Origin of the sequence: Candidatus Hamiltonella defensa 5AT (Acyrthosiphon pisum) (assembly GCF_000021705.1) — a bacterium.
In the GTDB taxonomy this organism is placed as follows: Bacteria; Pseudomonadota; Gammaproteobacteria; order Enterobacterales; family Enterobacteriaceae; genus Hamiltonella; species Hamiltonella defendens.
On the sequence record NC_012751.1, the window covers coordinates 402152 to 420876 of the forward strand.

Below are 18725 nucleotides of genomic sequence, written 5' to 3' on the forward strand. Positions count from 1 at the left end.
CCTGAAGGTTGAGGAAAATAAACTTACAGCCAGAACAATCGAGAAACCGTTTACATCAAAAACTTTGCAGACTCCATCATGGAGCGTTCGAGTCAATTTTTTGGTCATCGTTATGAATTAAACTGGAATTAACGAACGGGCAAGACAGATCGCCTTCAGGACAGATCAGAAAGTTTTTTAATTCTACCTCGCGCTGATGGTTTTTTTCTGCCAGACAACTTTCATAAATCATGGCATATGCTGACCCGCCTTGACTTCCAGAAGTGGAAAAACGACACGCCGAATCCCGGTACTTTTTTCAGGCATCCTGGGATTTTTTCAGTAATGTTTTTTGTTCACCTTTTACGGCTTTTGAAACTTTTTGATATGTTTCATTTAACGTTTTTTTGGCCGACTGATATTCCTTTGCTGAGTCTTGGGTCATATCCACTTGCGTTATAAGAGTACCCGAACGTTCGGCCATTGATGGGAATATTGTAGCAAGGCTAAGTAAAATCAGCGTTTTTTTAAGCATTGACATTTCCTATTATTAAATACTGAAAAAGATTAAGTTTAAGTGAGTAAACCACACCCTTTGTTCTTCATGAAATTGAATCAAATAACGCATCAAGAAACCAGGTTTTCCAGAAAAAACGAGACCACTTACATGGGATAGTACCTGTTTTTCATCTTTTATCATCCTCAAAAAAACAAATCTTATTTTAACATTGACTTTGTTAATAGTTGATATGTCAGCATTTCTTGAAATTTAAGATTATTCCTATATTAAAAAATAGAGCGAAAAGTAACCTTGAGATCCTTATTTAAAAATATGACATTTAAATTTATTAAAGGAATAAAAATCATGATTACACGCGCTCGAAAATTGACTCATAAACAAATCAAATCTAAAAATTTAAATAAAATTTTAGAAAATGAAATCAAAAATACATTAACGGCTACGTACAATTGGAATGGAGAAAAAAAATATGGGCAAAGTGTCTTTTTAAATTTTTCATTTGATATTAAAAAAAATCCTTCAAAAGGATCAGATAAAAAAGTATTTGGAAAACCGATATTGTTTACTCAAAATCAAATTCAAAAAGTGAAATTAATTTTGCAATTTTATTCTGATGTCGCCAATGTTCATTTTAATGAACACAAAGAAGAAGATATTAATAAAAAAATTCATCTTATTTTTTTTAATTATATTAAAATCACCCCTAAAAGTAGATTTAAAAGAGGAGCTGCTTATCTCCCTAGTAGGGATGGTACAAGCCCTATTTGGATTAATGCAGAGCTAGAAGATAACTTAAATCCAAATTCAAAAAATTTGGGAAATTTTACTTTAAATCATGAAATCGGCCATGCTTTGGGGCTAAGACATTCACATATCAGTAAATCTTATACTAATAAAATCAGTGTGATGAGTTACTATAAAGAGTTTCAATACAATGGCTATTATCCATCTGGCCCTCAAATGTATGACATCGCATCCGTTCAGTATCTTTATGGAGCTAATCTTGAAACACGTATCGGTAATACCATTTATGGTTTCAATTCTAATTCTGGCCGGCCTTATCTTAGTGCGGAAAATGCGGATGATCCCCTGATTTTTTGTGTTTGGGACGCGGGTGGCATCGATACTTTCGATTTTTCTGGTTATCGTCAAAATCAAAGAATCAATTTAAAATCGAGCCAATTTTCTGATGTCGGGGGATTAAAAAACAATGTCTCTATTGCATACAGGGTCATCATTGAAAATGCGATCAGCGGCTCTGGAGATGACGAAATTATAGGCAATGAAGTGGATAATGTTTTACGAGGAGGCAAAGGTGCCGACCTTATTTACGGTGAGCAAGGGTGTGATCGGCTTTTTGGAGAAGAAGGAAACGACCGTTTATACGGTGGGGAAGGGGCTGATAAATTAGTGGGGGGCAGGGGCTCCGATCAACTTTGGGGAGGAAAAGATAACGACTATCTTTTGGGTGGAGAAGACCAGGACTTTTTGTTTGGAGGCCAAGGAAACGATCCTCTGGTAGGAGGAAGAGGAAGAGATCAACTTTGGGGAGAAAAAGGAGACGATACTTTGCTGGGAGAGATGGGGGATGATTGGCTTTCAGGCGGAATAGGGTCAGATAAACTCACAGGAGGCCCAGGAAGGGATATATTTGTTTATCAAACTTGTGATGACTCTTCGACACTATCTACTGATACCATTTGTGATTTTGAAGTGGGCATTGACAAAATAGACCTATCTCGTATCACGAATAATATCAAAAATATTCAGTTTGTAGATCGATTTCACTTTAAAGGCCAAACAGAAATTCAACAACGTCATAATAGTATTCTTAATATTACTTATCTCATGATTGATTTTTCTGATTCTATTGAAAAAAATTCATTGAATAATAACGATATGATGATCAAATTCACTGGAAATAAAAAACTCACCGCCAACGATTTTATTTTTTCTCGCTTTATATAAATATCAAATAGTATTTATACGTTATACGTGACTTCACGCATGGTAAAATTTTAATGCGTGAAGATTTTATATTTTTGATTTTTTCTGATAAAAAATTTTTAAATAGTAACTCAATATTAATAATATTAACCAGACGCATCCCATAAAAAGGGAAATACGTGTGCTGGGAAAGCAGCCGATTAATACCATAATAAAAACAAGAAATACGATTCCAATAGCAGAGGTAATAACCCCTCCTAATAGTGGAAATTCTAATTTTTTCTTTTCTTCTTTCGTTAAAGAGCAACGAAAAGAAATTTGAGAAAACAAGATCATGATCCATACGAATACAGTCGCAAAAGTGGCAAGTGAGGCAATCACCAAAAATACTTTATCGGGCATGATGTAATTGAGATACACCGCAATCAACATCGCCATCATCATAAAGAGCACGCTCACCCAAGGAGCACCGCGTTGAGAAATTTTATTCAACATTTTGGGAGAATGCCCTTGCTCTGCCATGCCATTTAACATTCGGCCAACGCCAAAAACATCGCTATTAATCGCAGAGACAGAGGCAGTTATCACAACAAAATTCAAAATACCAGCAGCGACCGTGATGCCAATATGTTGAAAGGTCAATACGAAGGGGCTACCTTGCGTGCCGATTTGATTCCAGGGAAAGATAGACATAATCACGAACAAGGTCCCCACGTAAAAAACAAGAATACGTAATGGCACGGAATTAATGGCTTTAGGAATAGATTTTTTAGGATCTTTCGCTTCACCAGCAGTGATCCCTATAATTTCAATGCCGCCATAAGCAAACATCACCACCTGGAGTGATAAAATCATCCCCAAAATACCATGGCTAAAAAAGCCCCCGTTAACCCATAAATTCTGGATACCCGTCGGTTTACCGCCGTTACCAATCCCCCAAACGATCACACCAACGCCGACCAGTATCATTAAAATGATGGTGGCCACTTTAAAAAATGAAAACCAGAATTCTAATTCGCCAAATACATGGACACTCATCAAATTAATACTACCGATAATCAGCACTATGCTTAATACCCAAATCCAATGAGGTACTTCTGGGAACCAGACTCCCATATAAACGCCAAAGGCCGTTACGTCGGCAATGGCCACAATCAAAATTTCAAAACAGTATGTCCAGCCTATAACATAACCGGCCATAGGGCCTAAATATTGCTCTGCATACAGAGAAAAAGAGCTTGATTTTGGGTTATTCACCGCCATTTCACCCAAGGCTCGCATAATGACGAAGGCAGCGAGGCCACCCATCATATAAGCCAGTAAAACACTAGGGCCTGCCATTTTGATCGCATCGGCTGAACCATAAAATAAACCCGTTCCAATCGCTGATCCCAATGCCATAAAACGGATATGGCGGGCATTTAAGCTGCGTTTTAGTGTATTTTTAGCCATGGTTTCCTAACAGATATGCAAAAATTCTTGCCTGGTATTTTGACTGGATTTAAATAATCCCCTTAAAGAGGTCGTTCTCGTCACGCTGCTTCTATCACAAATGCCACGGGCCTTGACACAATAATGAGTCGCATCAATTGACACCGCCACATTTTCAGTCGCTAACAACGTTTGTAATGCCAAAATAATTTGCTGGGTTAATCTTTCCTGAACCTGCGGCCGCTGAGAAAAAAATTGCACCACCCGATTTATCTTCGATAAACCAATAATATAATCTTTAGGAATGTAAGCTACAGTGGCTTTACCATCAATGCTCGCAAAATGATGTTCACAAGTACTACTCAGACTGATGTCATGTACTGTGATCATTTCATCTACCTGCATTTTATTTTGAATAAGAGTAATTTCAGGAAAATGAGCATAATCCAACCCTAAAAAAATTTCATCGACATACATTGATGCAATGCGAGAAGGCGTTTTAGAGAGACTGTCATCTCTTAAATCAAGATTTAATAGTTCCATGATCTGGGTGATATGCTTTTCAATATGAGATCTACGAGTTGCAGCATCTAATAACCCGTTTTCAGGATCCATATTGAAAGGATTCTCAAGCCCATGTTTGACAAGCGCTTCATGAACTTGACGAGCTTCTTTACTGAATGATGACATTTTTTCTCCAATCAACTGAGGGCGCTTTTAAAAAATCATTACATCGCCGCAAATATATGTGACATGTTGTTGCGCCGTCATTAAGGTTGAATCCCTTGGCTCAGTAAATATTCTTCATAATTTCCCCTGAAATTCTTCACTTTGTCAGGCATTATTTCAATAATTCGGGTGGCCAGTGAATTCACAAATTCACGATCATGAGAGACGAATATCAGCGTGCCTTCATATTTTTCCAAGGCAAGATTAAGCGATTCAATAGATTCCATATCCAAATGGTTGGTGGGTTCGTCCATAATGAGAATATTTGGGCACTGCATCATCAGCTTGCCGAAGAGCATTCTCCCTTTTTCTCCTCCAGATAACACTTTAACTGATTTTTTGATGTCGTCTTGATTAAACAATAAACGGCCTAATATGCTCCTTACAGCTTGTTCATCGTCTTTTTCCTGCTTCCATTGCGTCATCCAGTCTAATACCGTCATTTCAATTTCAAAGTCATGAGCATGATCCTGAGCGTAATAACCGATGTTGCTATTTTCTGACCATTTTACATGGCCTTCATCTGGGGGTAACTCACCAATTAAAGTTTTCAGTAATGTGGTTTTACCAATTCCATTAGCGCCTAATACGGCCACCTTTTCGCCGACTTCAATCATCAGGTTGAGCCCTTTAAAAAGAGTGCTATCAAACCCTTTCGCTAATTTATTCACTTCTAGTGCATTTCTGAATAATTTTTTCTCTTGCTCAAAACGAATAAATGGATTTTGACGACTCGTGGCCTTAACTTCATCAAATTGAATTTTTTCAATTTGTCGAGCGCGTGAAGTCGCTTGTTTAGACTTGGATGCATTCGCACTAAAACGATTGACAAAAGATTGTAATTCAGAAATTTGTGCCTTTTTCTTGGCATTTTCTGCGAGTAAATGCTCACGAGCCTGGGTCGCGGCGTACATATATTGGTCGTAATTTCCGGGATAAATGCGCAACTCGCCGTAATCCAGATCCGCCATATGGGTGCAAACCATGTTAAGAAAATGACGATCGTGGGAAATAATGATCATTGTACTGCTACGTTGGTTTAGTGTTTGCTCCAACCAGCGGATCGTATCAATATCTAAATTATTGGTGGGTTCATCCAGCAGCAGTATGTCAGGATCGGAAAACAACGCTTGTGCTAACAACACCCTCAACTTCCAGCCAGGTGCAATATCGCTCATGGGGCCATTATGTTTTTCAGTAGGTATACCAACACCCAATAACAACTCACCGGCACGAGATTCTGCACTATAACCATCCATCTCCCCATAAGCGACTTCCAGATCTGCGACTCTATATCCGTCTTCTTCTGTCATTTCAGGCAACGCATAAATGCGATCACGCTCTTCCTTTAATTTCCATAGTTCGTTATGTCCCATCACCACGGTATCTAAAACACTGTATTTTTCGAAAGCAAATTGATCTTGACGAAGTTTCCCAATCCGTTCGTTCACATCAAGTGAAACCTGCCCGTTTGTCGCAGTGAGATCTTTACCTAAAATCTTCATAAAAGTGGATTTACCACATCCATTAGCACCAATTAAACCGTAGCGATTTCCTTTGCCAAATTTTACGGAAATGTTTTCGAATAAAGGCTGACTGCCAAACTGCATGGTAATATTGTGAGTATTTAACACTGAATCGATCTCTATTTATGAAAAGGGGATATTGAATAATATGAAAGGAAGATTATAAGTAATGACACCCAAAATTGATAGCGGGCCTGAGAGAGCAGATTTTTTTTAAAAGAAGCGAAGCTGCTTTACCTTCCGCCTGACTCCCCTGATTTTAACCCGATAGAAATGGCATTTTCTCAGTTGAAATCTTGACTCAGGAAAGCGGCTACAAGAACCATTCAAATTTTTATGAATAGCTCACGCTATCGACCTCATTTCCTGCAACGACTATTACAACTCATTCGTTGCTGAGGATATAAACCAGAATAGACAGAAACCGCTCTGGTCTGGGCTCATACAATTTAATGTTCACCTTCTATTATCATTTTTATTTTTTTCAAAATAAATAAAATGCTATCAGCATTATTAAAAATAATATTCACTTTAAATTTTACTGTTTTTTGCAAATTCTCCATAAAACTATCGATATCAAATTTATCCATAACAGCAGTATTATTATGACTCAGTAGTAAATCCTCATATATTAGTAGCATCTTTGAAATTCCAATAAAATTCGCATCTGAGGGAGAATCTGATAATGATCCAATGATATTTCCGTGATGATCTCTTGAAAAAAGAAAAAAGTCATTCGCAAGATTTTTTTCTGTCAGCATGCCTGCTAATATAGTGTCGTGTAAATTTGCAGGGATGGCCTTTACTTTAGCCACTTCTAATCCAGTAGAATGATGAACACCTAAAGAATATTTACCCTCTGGGTTTTGTTTATAATATAAACCTTTTACATTCCTTGTATATAAATCATGTTTTACATGCATAGGGATCACATCCATAGGGATTTTTATCACCGTTTCGTTACTTGTTTTATTCGTAATACTGTAAATATCATTTTGTAATTTCATCAGTGACCGTAAAATGATTCTAGTATTATTGCAACAGGTGATTTATGTAAAATATTTTATTACAGATATGATATTTTGAATTGTTTTTTTATGTATTGAAATTATGGCGTTAAATTTACGATTAATTTCGCTTACTGGTGCTTTGGGTTTCAGTTGGGCCAACTCGTTTTCTAATATTTTTTCCTCAATATTTTTTATTGTTTTAAGTATGTCATCACCTTGTTTGTAAAGGTAAATCAATAAAATGGTTAATAAGATTCTTCTTGAAATATGCAGGTTTTTCTGATCAACAAACATATTTGAATATTGCATGAAATCATAAAAAACAAAGTTAAGATTCAAGTTCTTGCTTTGAGAATAAAACTCTTCATCACACATTATTTTACTGATAATGAATATTCTCTCGTCAATCCTGTCCATATCGTTTTTATCAAAATAATCAACATTGATATTAAAAACCTGCAAAAAAAAATATTTTTCATTAAAATCATTACGATTGATATTGATAGTAAAATCATCTTGAACAGAATAACTTCTGTCTTTTAAATATTCATTAGCTAAATCTATATTTCTAAAATTCAATAATTCATCCTGGATAAAATTCAAAGAATCAAGCACTTTTTTATAATCATAATCATATTTTTCCGTTAACGGTTTATGTTTCATGACTCTATATTGATTTTGCTCAATCCACTTTTTTAAAAGTGGATTAGATTCATAATTTTCTTTATCTGATTTTTTCTTGATAAAATCAAGATAACGAATATATATATGTTCATTATCCACAACATGATCATTGATTTCAGTACTTCTCTTACGCCTCTTGAATCCATCATGTACATGTCCTGGAATTGGCACTGGATCTGGAAATCTTCCTAGTATGGTGTCTGCTCGTGTATTTTGAAATAGAGACGGATCAGATAAACCATTTTCATTGATTGAATTCATCGAAATTGTTCTGGTTATGGTTGTTCTTTGAGGTATCGGAGTAAGACTACCTATACCGAAAGCAATAACGCTTCCGTCCGCAGAATACAGATAAAAACTATCCTCATCTTTAAGTAAGAAATTAAATAAATAAGACATTATAAAAGAATCTAAAGAAGATACGATGCCCATAATAATACTGGCATTCATTCTTATTTCATCTGTAACTGAATTGCTACGTTGCGTAATAAAACCGATGAATTTTGCAAAAAATGTATTGAACACAATACCAACAGCAGGAATCGCAAATTTATACAAAATCTGTTTTAAAAGATTTTTTTGATTTTCTTTTCCTTTTTTATAAATTTGTAAATTATAAAAATAACTAAAATCAAAGCTATCTTCAAATTTTGTTAAACGCTCAGAAATTTTGAATGATATTTTAAAATATCCTTGTCGGTCAGTTCGATATAAAAAAGCCAACTCATCAATAATAACATCATAAATATAAAAAATTAATGCAATACCTATATTTGTAGTAACCTCAGAAAGGTTTTTATTATAATAATCTTTATCTGTAATAAATTGATAATAAAAATTTTCATTGACATATTCATCTTGAATTTGACTGATAATTAAAAAATTATTAGTCAAATTTGAATACTCAATTCCCTTCTCTTGAAGAAAATGATTGATAATATTAATGACGTGTTGATCGAAACCAGTTAATGCACTGTGATTGATAAACTTATGTCTTGATTCACTAAAATCATAATGCAAATTATAAGCTATTTTTAATAATCCTTTTAATGCCTTTTTTTCTTTTTCAGAAAAATCTACCTGAGTAAAAGTTCGATAACACACAGATTTAAGTTTAGTCAATATTTTATTTTTAAAGTCATTAAAATTAATATCTTTAATATTATCATTATTAATCACTTGGGTGACCAATTGATTAAATTCATTGGAATATTGATAATGTAAAAAATCGTTGTCCCAAGTGGATTTAAATGATTTTAAATCTATTTTAAGCGCCTCTTTGACTGCCATGCTTATCACACTGCAAAAATAAAAAATTCGATTAATAAAATTAAAAGATTTAATGTCTTTATCATTGTTTTCAATCACTTCATCATAATAATCGAGTGATATAAAAAGCGCATCACAGGTCAGCTTTAAAAAAAAGTCTTCTTTAAGAATATCATGGGGTCTAAAATGAGCATTTTGATATGCTGCGATCAATATTTTATGTAAAAAATTATTAAAAAATTCTTTATCTATATACCCCTCCAAAATATTTTGGATCTTTTTTTTATGGTTATTAATTAATTTTATTAAACGCGCATCTATATCTCCATTTTCAATAAGTAAATTTGATTTTGCATATTCTTCTATATATTCATAATTAATCATTTTATAGATATTGTCGCTCATTTTTTAAATCCTTTTTTTAAAAATCTGGTTTTTGTTGGAAGTCAAACTGACCGTGATCTGTTTTGATGATGCGTCGGCATCATTTCTGAATTTGGTTCAAACACACTTTCTGAACGTACGCTTGCAAGCCTGTTATTTGCTGCTCTGCGAGGGCGATAGGCGCTCTGAGAGTGAAATAATCCCGTTGAGTGGCGTCAGTAAGTCGGGGGGTGGGTGCATCATCCACTGTTCAAATACTTTTTGATGCTGAACGATATCCAAAAACACTTGTTGCCGAGCGTTTTCGGCCTGTTGATATTGATGGCGATAATACAAAACCGCACTCAGCAACGAGAGCAGTAGGGCGGCCATAATCCCTGGTATTTTCCAGTGCATCAGGCAAGTAGCCTGCGCTGTTCTTTTATCAGCGATGGGCAATGATATTGCTCAAATATCTGCATCAGTCTGGTCTGGCGATATTTAAAATCCCATCCCATGCGGAGAAATACCGTGTTGGCCCGCTGTAACTCGGTGATGCAATAAATTTGCTCTGGTGTTAGGTAATCGCGAAGAGACTCTTTGTGACTAATATTGTGATAAACGCGGAATTGGGCGGCGGTCATCCCCACAGCAATATGGTTGATGAGGTCGGCCTCACTTCTAAAGTGATGAGGAGCAAGAGATTGACCTTGCGCTCTGTGCGCCTGCTCGATGGCCTCCGTCATGGGTTTGTATTCAAGTCGTGCCACGTTGCGCGACTTTTCCTTATTTTCCAAGGCGGCACGCATACGAAAAAATTCAGCCACCAAGCGTTTTTTAAACGCCCGAACGATTGGATTATTGCGCATGTAAGTGATGAGCAGTGTGGTTTGCTGTTCATTGAGTAAAGCGACTTCTTTCTTTTGTGCCCCCCCTTTCGTCTGAAAGGGTCGCATTTCAAATTTCACCCTGGCGAATTCTTCCAAATCCGATTGATATTTTCTCACCAGTTGAATAACGGGTTTGTGTTCTTTTTTTACGCCGAGGGCAATAGCGGAAGAGTTGCTGACTAAATCAAATTTTTTAATTTCAACTAATGGCATAGTGTTTCCTTCAAAAAAAAGACTTCAATCACATAAACCCGCCTCTAAGTACATCCAATCACGGGTGTTTTTTGAGGTCCATTTTGTGAAGAAGTCTCATTGGGTGAATGTCGCGCCTTTGGCGCTCAGAAAAAAAGCCTCAGACGAGGCTGAGGCTCAATGGCAATGAATTTTTCAGAGATTTGAATGCGGCCATGATTTTGATAAGGACGTTAAAATCCTCCCACGTTTGCATTAAGGCCTTCCCATAGCAAAAACGGCCTGAATAAGGCGTTCATAATGTCAGCTTAAATCAAAGCGAGTTCAGATTTCACGCGAGGATTTTCCCTTTAGGTTTTCATTGCTTTCAGTTCAGATTCAAACAGCACTTTTTCTTTTTGTCTCCGTGCGACGAGTCCTGGTAAGGGCATTTTTTTCCCTTGAACTGTGCCATGGCAATCTTTTGGGAACTCTGCGGCTGCGCCTGAGTTTAGTTTTTTGAGCAGCGTTGAGACGGCAAAAACCCTGGAGCCGATCTTAAAGATCAGAGAGACTAAGGCATCGAACTGATTTTGGTTCACGCGCACTTTTATCAATTGATTGAGGTGAGCTGTGATGATTGGGATATCTTCACGAAAGAACGCCTCGGCCTGCTCAGGGGTGATGACGTCCCCTGCCTGGACCCCGGAGGTATGACCATAGTTAATATGCTCCATTGGTTTGAGCTGCAGGGGTAGGCACTGAGTTTCAGGCCTTCAAACGCCTTGATCTGAGACCTCCCGTTAGAACTGATATTTATGTTATTCCCCATTTTTTCTCTGAGTCCAGGATTGGATACAGGCCCAAATATAATCTGTGCCGACATACCGGATATAAATCGCTAACACCCCAGGGACAGAGGCAGACAGAGACACATCAAACGCGCTGTCTACGATCGACAACAGAGGCTGTGCAAAAAACGCCAACGTACCGCAGGAGAAGGCATCGAGTAATCTCCGGCTCCAGGAATATTTTCCCCACGCATTACGTAACAACGAAAACAAGGCAGCCAAACTGGCGTAGCTAAAATCGATTTGCTGGCTCCGGATCCAAGCCAGCAAGGCGACCCAAAATCCAGGCTCTTTCTCAGGTAGGCTCACAGGGGGGAGGGGGGGGAGATAATCATGAAATAGGGCGACACTTTTTGATTGATTTCGTCAAGGAAGAGAGATATTTGAGACAAAAAAAGCCCCCGCCGAAGTGGAGGCTTTTTGTTTTGTGTGCGCTTGTTGTAGATTGAATTAATTATCTGTGGTAACGGGGCCACAGTCAAGTACTTTTTTTGGCTTTTGTAAATTTTATTTCCAACTAAAAACTCCGGTCATCTTCATGAAAATACCAGAGTCAATTGATTTAACTGACTGGTTTTTTATTTAGATTTATAAGGAAAAAACCTTTATGCCCACTGTGGGTTTGAACTGACCAAATGTGTTTGGGGGATTCTAGTTAGGAGAGGGAAACACCCACATCATCAAAGTTTGATCGCGAAAATCCTGGCTAAGGTTCAACATCCTTGGCGGGTATTAAAATGCCTATAATTGGCCCTTGATATTAAAAAAGGAGGTGGGTTGACGCTATCTAAAAAAGCATTGACCTCGTCAGAAATGAAGATTGAACTCCATTATTTGCCGTCTTACCGTCCCAATTTGATTCTATTGAAACGATAAAACCATACCTTTAAATTGAATGGGTATGGAGGCAATCTTAGACTTTGGAGATCAATGTTTTCCATTTAGTTTACATAAAATGATTCAGGAGATTGAGCTTTATAAAGCGGGTAGTTTGGGTTATTAACCGTGTAGCGAGATAAAATATCGTTAAATGTAATATGACTTAAGCAGGTATTAATGTCGATTACATCGGGTCTATTTTTGCAATAAGCACCTACAAAATCATAATATTTATCAATATGTAATTGAGATTTTATTTGATGTATCTGATAGGTTGAATAGTTGCTGATTGACCATTTTTGGCCCGAATCATTCATTGTAAAAACTTTTATAGAAGGAAAATTTCCATGAGCTGTTGATAAGCCAGCTGTCAAATATTCACCCATATTTTGGTTTTCAGGCATACGTATGATTTTAAACTCATCCATGTGTGTATGAGCAGCTAAAATGCCTTTAATTTGTTTATAATAGTCATGCATGATTTTTAAAAACTGTTCTTGATAGGATTTATTCCAAAAACCAGAACCATCATAAACATTATTACCAACAGGGATATGCATTGCTATTAATACCGAGGTATTTTCTTTTTTTGCGTGCTTTAGCTGTTTTTTCAGATATTCCATTTGTAACTGAATATGTTCCAATGGAGCGACATGCTTTGGCGAGAACATGACTGAATTTAAACCAATCAGAATTAATGTATCCGCGAGTTTTATAGTAAAGAATCCATGTTTATCATTTTGGCTTTGTATGCACGGAAAGTCGGATTTGCCTTTAAGATGACATTTTATCCCTGTTGAAAGAAAACCATTTTTAAAACCAGATTGTAATGCAACCTTATAAGGCGATAACCCGTCAGAGAAAAAAGCCCCATAATTTTTTTCAAAGCTATCATTATTACCAAAAACATTAATAATAGGTGTATCAGGAAACATGCTCTGTAAACCTGCCAGTGCTTTTTTTGTATTATCTTGCACAAATCTTGTTGGATTAGAAGCTCTTTTATGGCCTACAATATCACCCAAATAAAGTATAAATTCTGGTTTAGAAATCAATTTTTGAGCACCCACGTTCCGACGAATAAGTGATGATAGCTGTCCAAATGTTTGGTTATCCATATCATTAGTGGCATTGTATCCAGAGGGAGCCATTTCCATCTTGTGAGTTTGTTGATGATTAAGATGGATGTCACTGATCGTCAAAAATTTGATTTTTTTAGAAAAAGCCTGTGGTATCAAAAGAGAAAATATGACTAAAACTATAGATACTAGCGTTTGAAGTTTCATTTTTTGAAAAATCCTTATATAACATGCACATATCACAATTATGACGCAATGACTAATAAGTAAATTTATTTATCAAATTCAAATGCAAACACAACGTCATTTGACTTTATAGATAAGCGATTTAATTTTAGTTACAATATAAAGAACTAATTAGCATGAGGTCACTATGAGTTATTCAGTGGATTTTCGTCAAAAAGTCCTGAGTATTCGAGAGAAAGAAGGACTGAGCATCAGAGCAACGGCGAAGCGTTTTCACGTAGGTACAGATACTCTCAGGCGTTGGCTCAAGCGAATAGAACCGAAACCCTCGGGTCCGCGTCGAGGCAAGATGGATAAAGAGGCGTTTATCAAAGATGTGGCAGAGTATCCAGATAGCTATCAACGGGAACGGGCGGCCCGTTTCGGGGTGTGCCCCAAAGCCATCTGGCAAGCATTGAAAAGATGGGGTCTGACCTATAAAAAAAACTCTGCGTCATCCCAAGGCAAACGAAGAGGCACGACAGGGGTTCCAGGAAAAAATCGCGGGGTATCAAAAGCAGGGTAAATCTCTGGTTTATCTCGATGAGAGCGGCTTTGCTCACGATATGCCCCGCCTCTACGGATACGCTACACGAGGTCAACGCTGTTTTGGGACTCACGATTGGCAGGCTAAGGGCCGCACTAACGTCATTGGTGCCTTATTAGGGGTCACTCTCATCGCGGTGGGCCTCTTTAACTGCTCCATTAACAGCGATGTTTTTTATGCCTGGGTCACTCAGCTGCTCCTACCCGCTCTTCCTCATCCGTGCGTGATGATGATGGATAACGCTTCTTTCCACAAGCGAAAAGATATTCAACACGCCATTCTCAACGCCGGTCATTCTATTGAATATTTGCCTCCTTATTCGCCCGAGTTCAACCCTATTGAGCACACATGGGCTCAAGCTAAAAGAAAAAGAAGAGAACTTCAATGCGACATCAATACCTTGTTTTCAGAACATATTATGTAACTATTCTTATGTCGTTTAGCTATAACGACAACCTTTTGTTTAAAATATCCTGTGTGATCGGCCAGCCTGTTTTGCTCTGAGAAGACGAAACCATGCGGTTCATCTCACGCAGACATTCTGACGACAGCGGCTGATCACCCTGAGAACGGGCTTCCATTTCCTTTTTTGCCCACTCACCCAACACCATGCCCTGCGCCGAAATTTCATAAATCTGAGGCAGCGTCAACGGCAATGACGGCGTTTCCATCAGATACAACACTAACGCGGTGAAGATATCCGCAGAGGCGCTAAAAAAACTGGCATTTTTCGGGTTGTCAGGGACAAACAGGACACTGGCCATCGATTTAATGTCACCGAGACGAAACAGGGGATCCCGGTTTAAACGGGATAACGGATTCCAACGGTGCGTTTCCAGCATTTCCGGCGAAAAACGAAAGACTTCCTGACCACAAGAAGCCCGAAAGCCCGCGGTTAAATGCCAGTTTTCGAATTTTGGATCGTTAATCACCATAGAATCAGGGTAGGTCAGCGCATTGGGGATCACCATCCCCACCCCTTTCCCTGTACCCGGAGGGGCCGCCAGCATCACAAACGTTTGACCATAGGACGCCAGAAAATCATCCTCAGTCGGATGTTTTCCTATGAGGATAGGGGGAAATCTCTCTATTCGTTTTTGCGGCTTTGTCGGGCTATAGAGCGATTTTTCTTTTCTCCTCACTGGTAATTTCCTCTATATTTGAAGGCATTCAATTCTTTTTTATTGGCGAATCTGGCGTCGCCATGCAAGGATTTTTTTGGGGTCTTTCCCAGCAATAAAACAAACAAAGTCAACCCCAGTGGGAGAAAAGTCAATGCCACTGTCACACACCATGCCCAAGGTAAAAATATTTTTTGGCGATCGGTCAGTGAAAACGCCCCTGACTCTATCAACGTTGTTAACGTGACCTGACCGAAACTGCCCCCAATCAGCAACAGATACACTCCCCCGCCGACAAATAAACCGATCACAAAAAAAACCATCATCATAAAAATGCTCGCCATCGCTATTTTCCACCACATTGAAGTTACCTTTTTTTTAAAAAGAGGAGCAAAACGAACCACCGTTAAGCAAAGCCTGCTTGACCTCCGGTTCATAGGTCACTTCCAGAATGTGAGTGCCTTCCATGTACATCACCACATCAAACGAAGTCCTGACCCGCCGCTCGATATACGCATAATCGAGTCCCTGCCCTATGGGGGATTGCTTGATCAGTCCACAGACCCGCGCATATCCCGATAAGCTGTCGTTAGCATGTGCCGTGGTGATGGTACCTGGATGCCCTGTGTTCAGTAGCTCCATGAAGTCCCAGGCTTCATCCCCCGTTAATTCCGCCAGGAAAATATGATCCCCTTTCATCCTCATGCAGCAGGAAACCAGTTCTTTGGATGAAACCGTGTCTCCATATAAAAGATGAACATGGTTTGGGTGATACGGGAGTTTTAATTCGTTCAGTTCTTCAATGGTCAGCATTCGCCGGTCGGGGGGGAAAAGGTCAACCACTGCTTTGGCAAAGGTGGTTTTACCGGAACCCGTCCCCCCAAAAATAATGATATTGAGTTTGTGCTGGACGGCTTTTTTGAAAAAAGCCACATAATCCTGCTCAGCATGAAGTTGCTTTAATTTGACTTCAACAGACTCAAGAGTTTTTTGTCGGCAACTGATATTCTTCGCTTTATCAAAACGTCCACTGCTGAGGTAATCTTCCAGCCTGAATCGCTCCAGTGACGGTTTACGAAAGGTCATTGAGATGGTGCCGGCTTCACAGGCAGGAGGGATCACAATTTGCGCCCGCTCGCCTCCGGGTAATTCCACTGTTTTTATCGGTGACTGAATCGATAAAAACCGATGGTTATAGGTCGAAAGGCTGTTGGCCAGCTTCCAGCACAAGTCATAATCGAGTTCGGGGACAGATTCTTGTACCCAACCCAGGGCTGATTCCGTCCAGATTTCAAAGGGCCGATTAATGGCCACTTCCGTCACACCGTCACGACTTAACCGCTGCGTGACCCCACTTTGCGCCAAAAAATCCCGCGCGAGCAACGAGTTAAAATCATCGGCCATTCTGTTCCCTCAGCGTAAATACAGAAGAAAAATCAATATCACGCGCTACAATGACGGTCATCACGGTACCCGGCAAAATATAAGCGGTAGGAGGAATGTTGATGCTGTTCTCCAGAGCCTGGTTGGCCATGCTTTCTACGTTCTGCTCGCTGTTATTGACGGTGTAACCCTGGTTACTTTTTTGGGTCGCATTCGCCGCTGAGTGCAACGCATCCTGAATAAATGACAACATGACGGCCCCGCCAAATCTCTGCCTGTAATGATGGTCTATCCAGGCTTCCGTTCCGCTCGCCCCCATCGGACCTGCTCCCAGGCTGTCTAGCTTTGCCCTGACACCGCTGGCCGTTTCCAGTTCAGTCCAGGATGTAAATACGCGCGTTTGCCCCGCCCGAACTTCCACTTTTTGTTCTCCGGTCAATTTGTCTCCCGCTTGCGCAATCACCACAGAACCATCAGACGAATACAGCGGTTCAGTCAGACGACATTCGATTAAACCGGGTTGATCTGTGATGATCCTGGTATAGAGCGCACAGCGGGTATAGGTGTTATGGGTCACCAAAAATTGACGTGATGGCATCACATAGGCTTTGCTCGATTCAAACCCTGTACCTGAAAGGGTCGATAAACGCCCTCGGCGGCCCTCTCCTATACTCATTCCCACTTGACTCGACCACTATGAAACTCCGCGGTCGGTGCATGAACAAACGCGTTGATTTGCTCAATATCGGCATCTTCACTTTTCTCTTCTTTCCTGTGAGGATACCCCTCTATAGGATCCGCCGCACTTAATCCACTCGACTGAAACCGTCGCACGGTAGGGAAAATACCGCCATCGAGTACGGGTTGAATCGTAGGCGCGGGCTTTGTCTGAAAGGTCTTACCCGAAGGGGTTTGCGTGACTGATGAACTGGTGCCTTTTTTTTGTTCTTCCTGCGGCGGCATAACGACATTGGTTTCCTTGGTTTCTTTGGTTTCTTTTTTTCTCATAAACTTATCCATGTCGTCATCTTTGCCAGTGACCCTTTGCAACGCGTCATCCGCTTTCACCCTCGATTCATCGATTTTATTGTTTTGACTCATGTGGCTGGCCGCAATCATGAAGATAACCATCACAGCAATGCACAGTGTCAAAACAACCCCTCCTGCTATCAAAAGGGTTTTTAGCGTCATACCCCTTTTTTTGCGTTTGACTCTCGCGTCAAAATCCCCTCTGGGAGAGATCCCACCAGGGGCATTGACCTCAGAACGGGGAGGCGGATTTGGCGAAGTCTGCCCTTCTGGCGACGTTGATACATCCTCATTGACCGACATCTTTGACCTCCCTGATTTGACCGGTGGTCGTCCCGTGATAGTTGTACCCGCCGGTATTGTTTTGCTCAGTACGCAGTTCAAGAACCAGACGGTTCAGGCGTAACCTGAACCGTTGACTGACCCCATGAACCACCATGATATCGTTCACTGAACGCACGTTCGCCAATGTTTCCGTGCCATCAGGGAGCACCTGATAGATAACCGGCCGCGGGGCATTCGTCGGGAAACGCAAACAGGTAAATGTGCCGTTATCCCACATTTCATCAGGCGACAAAGGCATGTCTCCCCGCTTTTGATAATGCCGGTTTATTCTGCCATCACAGGGATTTTTGTTCAGTTGACTCCCCTTAAAGCGCGTTTTTGCCGGTTTTGGCGGTTCAGGATACTTAAAACGAAGCAGGTAAGTCATGGCCGCCGGATTATCGATTAATCTCAACTCAATGAGGTAGGTACGTTTATTCGTGTTAATGATGACATTGGTGTCAGGCTCAATGGCGTTCATCTCCGGCTTGACAACCACCATATTGCCCTCTTGATTCGCCCCAATCACCCAGGCTCCGGGATGACCTGTGGCAATCAGCCCACTCCCTAGATTGACCGTTTCTCCTGATGGGAATTGAATCGTAGACGTCCGGTTTTTCATGGTATTTAACCGGTAGACGTTATCTGGGCTGTAGAGCGCAGTCCGAATACGTTTATCCAGGGAAGATCCCCGGCCCAGAGTTTCTGCCGGCACCTCATACGCGAAGGCAGCGAAAATAAACGTAGCGGCCATCCATTTTTTCATGG

Annotated in this window: 18 protein-coding genes and 4 pseudogenes; 4 read left to right on the top strand and 18 right to left on the bottom strand. The window is 39.7% G+C overall.

The genetic code is table 11. The features are described from left to right. Nucleotides 1–76: 76 nt before the first annotated feature. Nucleotides 77–520: pseudogene (locus tag HDEF_RS13700) on the bottom strand (lysozyme inhibitor LprI family protein). Between the two features lie 291 nt (nucleotides 521–811). On the opposite strand from HDEF_RS13700, the gene HDEF_RS02005 reads away from it, so the two are divergent. After that, on the top strand, nucleotides 812–2467 hold the full coding sequence (locus HDEF_RS02005) for a M10 family metallopeptidase C-terminal domain-containing protein (RefSeq protein ID WP_425475045.1): 1656 nt from the start codon (nucleotides 812–814) through the stop codon (nucleotides 2465–2467). A gap of 66 nt (nucleotides 2468–2533) precedes the next feature. Here the strand turns inward: HDEF_RS02005 and proY are convergent, their stop codons facing one another. From proY to HDEF_RS02020, 3 genes are all read right to left on the bottom strand, one after another. Continuing rightward, complete coding sequence (gene proY / locus HDEF_RS02010; RefSeq protein WP_012738116.1) at nucleotides 2534–3898, bottom strand: proline-specific permease ProY; 1365 nt, start codon at nucleotides 3896–3898, stop codon at nucleotides 2534–2536. Between the two features lie 6 nt (nucleotides 3899–3904). After that, nucleotides 3905–4567 carry a GTP cyclohydrolase I FolE gene (gene folE, locus HDEF_RS02015; protein WP_012738117.1) on the bottom strand — a complete coding sequence of 221 codons (663 nt, stop codon included), beginning with the start codon at nucleotides 4565–4567 and terminating at the stop codon, nucleotides 3905–3907. Between the two features lie 80 nt (nucleotides 4568–4647). Beyond that, nucleotides 4648–6240 carry an ABC-F family ATPase gene (locus HDEF_RS02020; RefSeq protein ID WP_012738118.1) on the bottom strand — a complete coding sequence of 531 codons (1593 nt, stop codon included), beginning with the start codon at nucleotides 6238–6240 and terminating at the stop codon, nucleotides 4648–4650. A gap of 114 nt (nucleotides 6241–6354) precedes the next feature. On the opposite strand from HDEF_RS02020, the pseudogene HDEF_RS13705 reads away from it, so the two are divergent. Further along, a pseudogene (locus tag HDEF_RS13705) lies at nucleotides 6355–6531 on the top strand (transposase); the annotation flags it as partial. Nucleotides 6532–6581: 50 nt separating this feature from the next. On the opposite strand, the gene HDEF_RS02025 reads toward HDEF_RS13705, so the two are convergent. The 8 genes and pseudogenes from HDEF_RS02025 to HDEF_RS02055 all read right to left on the bottom strand — a co-directional run bounded on the left by HDEF_RS02025 (nucleotide 6582) and on the right by HDEF_RS02055 (nucleotide 13535). After that, nucleotides 6582–7139 carry a hypothetical protein gene (locus tag HDEF_RS02025; protein WP_012738119.1) on the bottom strand — a complete coding sequence of 186 codons (558 nt, stop codon included), beginning with the start codon at nucleotides 7137–7139 and terminating at the stop codon, nucleotides 6582–6584. 42 nt (nucleotides 7140–7181) lie between these two features. Continuing rightward, complete coding sequence (locus HDEF_RS02030; RefSeq protein ID WP_012738120.1) at nucleotides 7182–9500, bottom strand: hypothetical protein; 2319 nt, start codon at nucleotides 9498–9500, stop codon at nucleotides 7182–7184. Between the two features lie 79 nt (nucleotides 9501–9579). Then, a pseudogene (locus HDEF_RS13610) lies at nucleotides 9580–9729 on the bottom strand (lysis system i-spanin subunit Rz); the annotation flags it as partial. Then, nucleotides 9690–9875 (bottom strand): annotated as a pseudogene (locus tag HDEF_RS13615) (hypothetical protein); the annotation flags it as partial. The pseudogenes HDEF_RS13610 and HDEF_RS13615, both read right to left, overlap by 40 nt. Then, entirely contained in the window at nucleotides 9875–10561 is a 687-nt protein-coding gene (locus tag HDEF_RS02040; RefSeq protein WP_012738122.1) for a Rha family transcriptional regulator, read from the bottom strand. The pseudogene HDEF_RS13615 and the gene HDEF_RS02040, both read right to left, overlap by 1 nt. Before the next feature lie 329 nt (nucleotides 10562–10890). Beyond that, nucleotides 10891–11256: a lysozyme gene (locus tag HDEF_RS02045; RefSeq protein ID WP_012738123.1), complete on the bottom strand. Its 366-nt coding sequence runs from the start codon at nucleotides 11254–11256 to the stop codon at nucleotides 10891–10893. Nucleotides 11257–11340: 84 nt separating this feature from the next. Next, nucleotides 11341–11679 (bottom strand): phage holin family protein, encoded by a 339-nt coding sequence (locus HDEF_RS02050; RefSeq protein WP_012738124.1) that lies wholly within the window; start codon nucleotides 11677–11679, stop codon nucleotides 11341–11343. A 632-nt stretch (nucleotides 11680–12311) separates the two neighbouring features. Continuing rightward, nucleotides 12312–13535: a metallophosphoesterase gene (locus HDEF_RS02055; protein ID WP_012738125.1), complete on the bottom strand. Its 1224-nt coding sequence runs from the start codon at nucleotides 13533–13535 to the stop codon at nucleotides 12312–12314. Between the two features lie 166 nt (nucleotides 13536–13701). Here HDEF_RS02055 and HDEF_RS02060 point away from each other — a divergent pair, with 166 nt between their 5' ends. Together HDEF_RS02060 and HDEF_RS02065 are read left to right on the top strand one after the other, a co-directional pair. Beyond that, on the top strand, nucleotides 13702–14079 hold the full coding sequence (locus tag HDEF_RS02060; RefSeq protein WP_012737971.1) for an IS630 transposase-related protein: 378 nt from the start codon (nucleotides 13702–13704) through the stop codon (nucleotides 14077–14079). Beyond that, nucleotides 14003–14524: an IS630 family transposase gene (locus HDEF_RS02065; protein WP_302476659.1), complete on the top strand. Its 522-nt coding sequence runs from the start codon at nucleotides 14003–14005 to the stop codon at nucleotides 14522–14524. Before HDEF_RS02060 ends, HDEF_RS02065 begins: the two co-directional genes overlap by 77 nt. Before the next feature lie 19 nt (nucleotides 14525–14543). On the opposite strand, the gene HDEF_RS02070 is transcribed toward HDEF_RS02065, so the two are convergent. The 6 genes from HDEF_RS02070 to HDEF_RS02095 are packed head-to-tail and all read right to left on the bottom strand — an operon-like array spanning nucleotide 14544 to nucleotide 18723. Further along, the gene (locus HDEF_RS02070; protein ID WP_012738126.1) at nucleotides 14544–15242 is read right to left on the bottom strand and encodes a type IV secretory system conjugative DNA transfer family protein; all 699 of its coding nucleotides are present in this window, start codon (nucleotides 15240–15242) and stop codon (nucleotides 14544–14546) included. Further along, a complete protein-coding gene (locus tag HDEF_RS02075; RefSeq protein WP_012738127.1) occupies nucleotides 15239–15583 on the bottom strand; it encodes a hypothetical protein in 345 nt (114 codons plus the stop codon). The genes HDEF_RS02070 and HDEF_RS02075 overlap by 4 nt, the downstream gene beginning before the upstream one ends. A 16-nt stretch (nucleotides 15584–15599) precedes the next feature. Continuing rightward, nucleotides 15600–16625, bottom strand: a complete 1026-nt coding sequence (gene virB11 / locus HDEF_RS02080; protein ID WP_012738128.1) for a P-type DNA transfer ATPase VirB11 — start codon at nucleotides 16623–16625, stop codon at nucleotides 15600–15602. Further along, nucleotides 16615–17280, bottom strand: coding sequence for a TrbI/VirB10 family protein (locus tag HDEF_RS02085; RefSeq protein WP_012738129.1), 666 nt, complete (start codon nucleotides 17278–17280; stop codon nucleotides 16615–16617). Before HDEF_RS02085 ends, virB11 begins: the two co-directional genes overlap by 11 nt. Then, nucleotides 17277–17936 (bottom strand): hypothetical protein, encoded by a 660-nt coding sequence (locus HDEF_RS02090; protein WP_012738130.1) that lies wholly within the window; start codon nucleotides 17934–17936, stop codon nucleotides 17277–17279. Before HDEF_RS02090 ends, HDEF_RS02085 begins: the two co-directional genes overlap by 4 nt. Next, entirely contained in the window at nucleotides 17923–18723 is an 801-nt protein-coding gene (locus HDEF_RS02095) for a TrbG/VirB9 family P-type conjugative transfer protein (protein WP_012738131.1), read from the bottom strand. Before HDEF_RS02095 ends, HDEF_RS02090 begins: the two co-directional genes overlap by 14 nt. Nucleotides 18724–18725: the final 2 nt, after the last annotated feature.

Excerpts from the sequence above, each read along its gene's own strand:
- HDEF_RS02005 (WP_425475045.1), top strand. The coding sequence starts at position 812 with ATGACATTTAAATTTATTAAAGGAATAAAAATCATGATTACACGCGCT.
- proY (WP_012738116.1), bottom strand. The coding sequence starts at position 3,898 with ATGGCTAAAAATACACTAAAACGCAGCTTAAATGCCCGCCATATCCGT.
- folE (WP_012738117.1), bottom strand. The coding sequence starts at position 4,567 with ATGTCATCATTCAGTAAAGAAGCTCGTCAAGTTCATGAAGCGCTTGTC.
- HDEF_RS02025 (WP_012738119.1), bottom strand. The coding sequence starts at position 7,139 with ATGAAATTACAAAATGATATTTACAGTATTACGAATAAAACAAGTAAC.
- HDEF_RS02030 (WP_012738120.1), bottom strand. The coding sequence starts at position 9,500 with ATGAGCGACAATATCTATAAAATGATTAATTATGAATATATAGAAGAA.
- HDEF_RS02040 (WP_012738122.1), bottom strand. The coding sequence starts at position 10,561 with ATGCCATTAGTTGAAATTAAAAAATTTGATTTAGTCAGCAACTCTTCC.
- HDEF_RS02045 (WP_012738123.1), bottom strand. The coding sequence starts at position 11,256 with ATGGAGCATATTAACTATGGTCATACCTCCGGGGTCCAGGCAGGGGAC.
- HDEF_RS02055 (WP_012738125.1), bottom strand. The coding sequence starts at position 13,535 with ATGAAACTTCAAACGCTAGTATCTATAGTTTTAGTCATATTTTCTCTT.
- HDEF_RS02060 (WP_012737971.1), top strand. The coding sequence starts at position 13,702 with ATGAGTTATTCAGTGGATTTTCGTCAAAAAGTCCTGAGTATTCGAGAG.
- HDEF_RS02075 (WP_012738127.1), bottom strand. The coding sequence starts at position 15,583 with ATGTGGTGGAAAATAGCGATGGCGAGCATTTTTATGATGATGGTTTTT.
- virB11 (WP_012738128.1), bottom strand. The coding sequence starts at position 16,625 with ATGGCCGATGATTTTAACTCGTTGCTCGCGCGGGATTTTTTGGCGCAA.
- HDEF_RS02085 (WP_012738129.1), bottom strand. The coding sequence starts at position 17,280 with ATGAGTATAGGAGAGGGCCGCCGAGGGCGTTTATCGACCCTTTCAGGT.
- HDEF_RS02090 (WP_012738130.1), bottom strand. The coding sequence starts at position 17,936 with ATGTCGGTCAATGAGGATGTATCAACGTCGCCAGAAGGGCAGACTTCG.
- HDEF_RS02095 (WP_012738131.1), bottom strand. The coding sequence starts at position 18,723 with ATGAAAAAATGGATGGCCGCTACGTTTATTTTCGCTGCCTTCGCGTAT.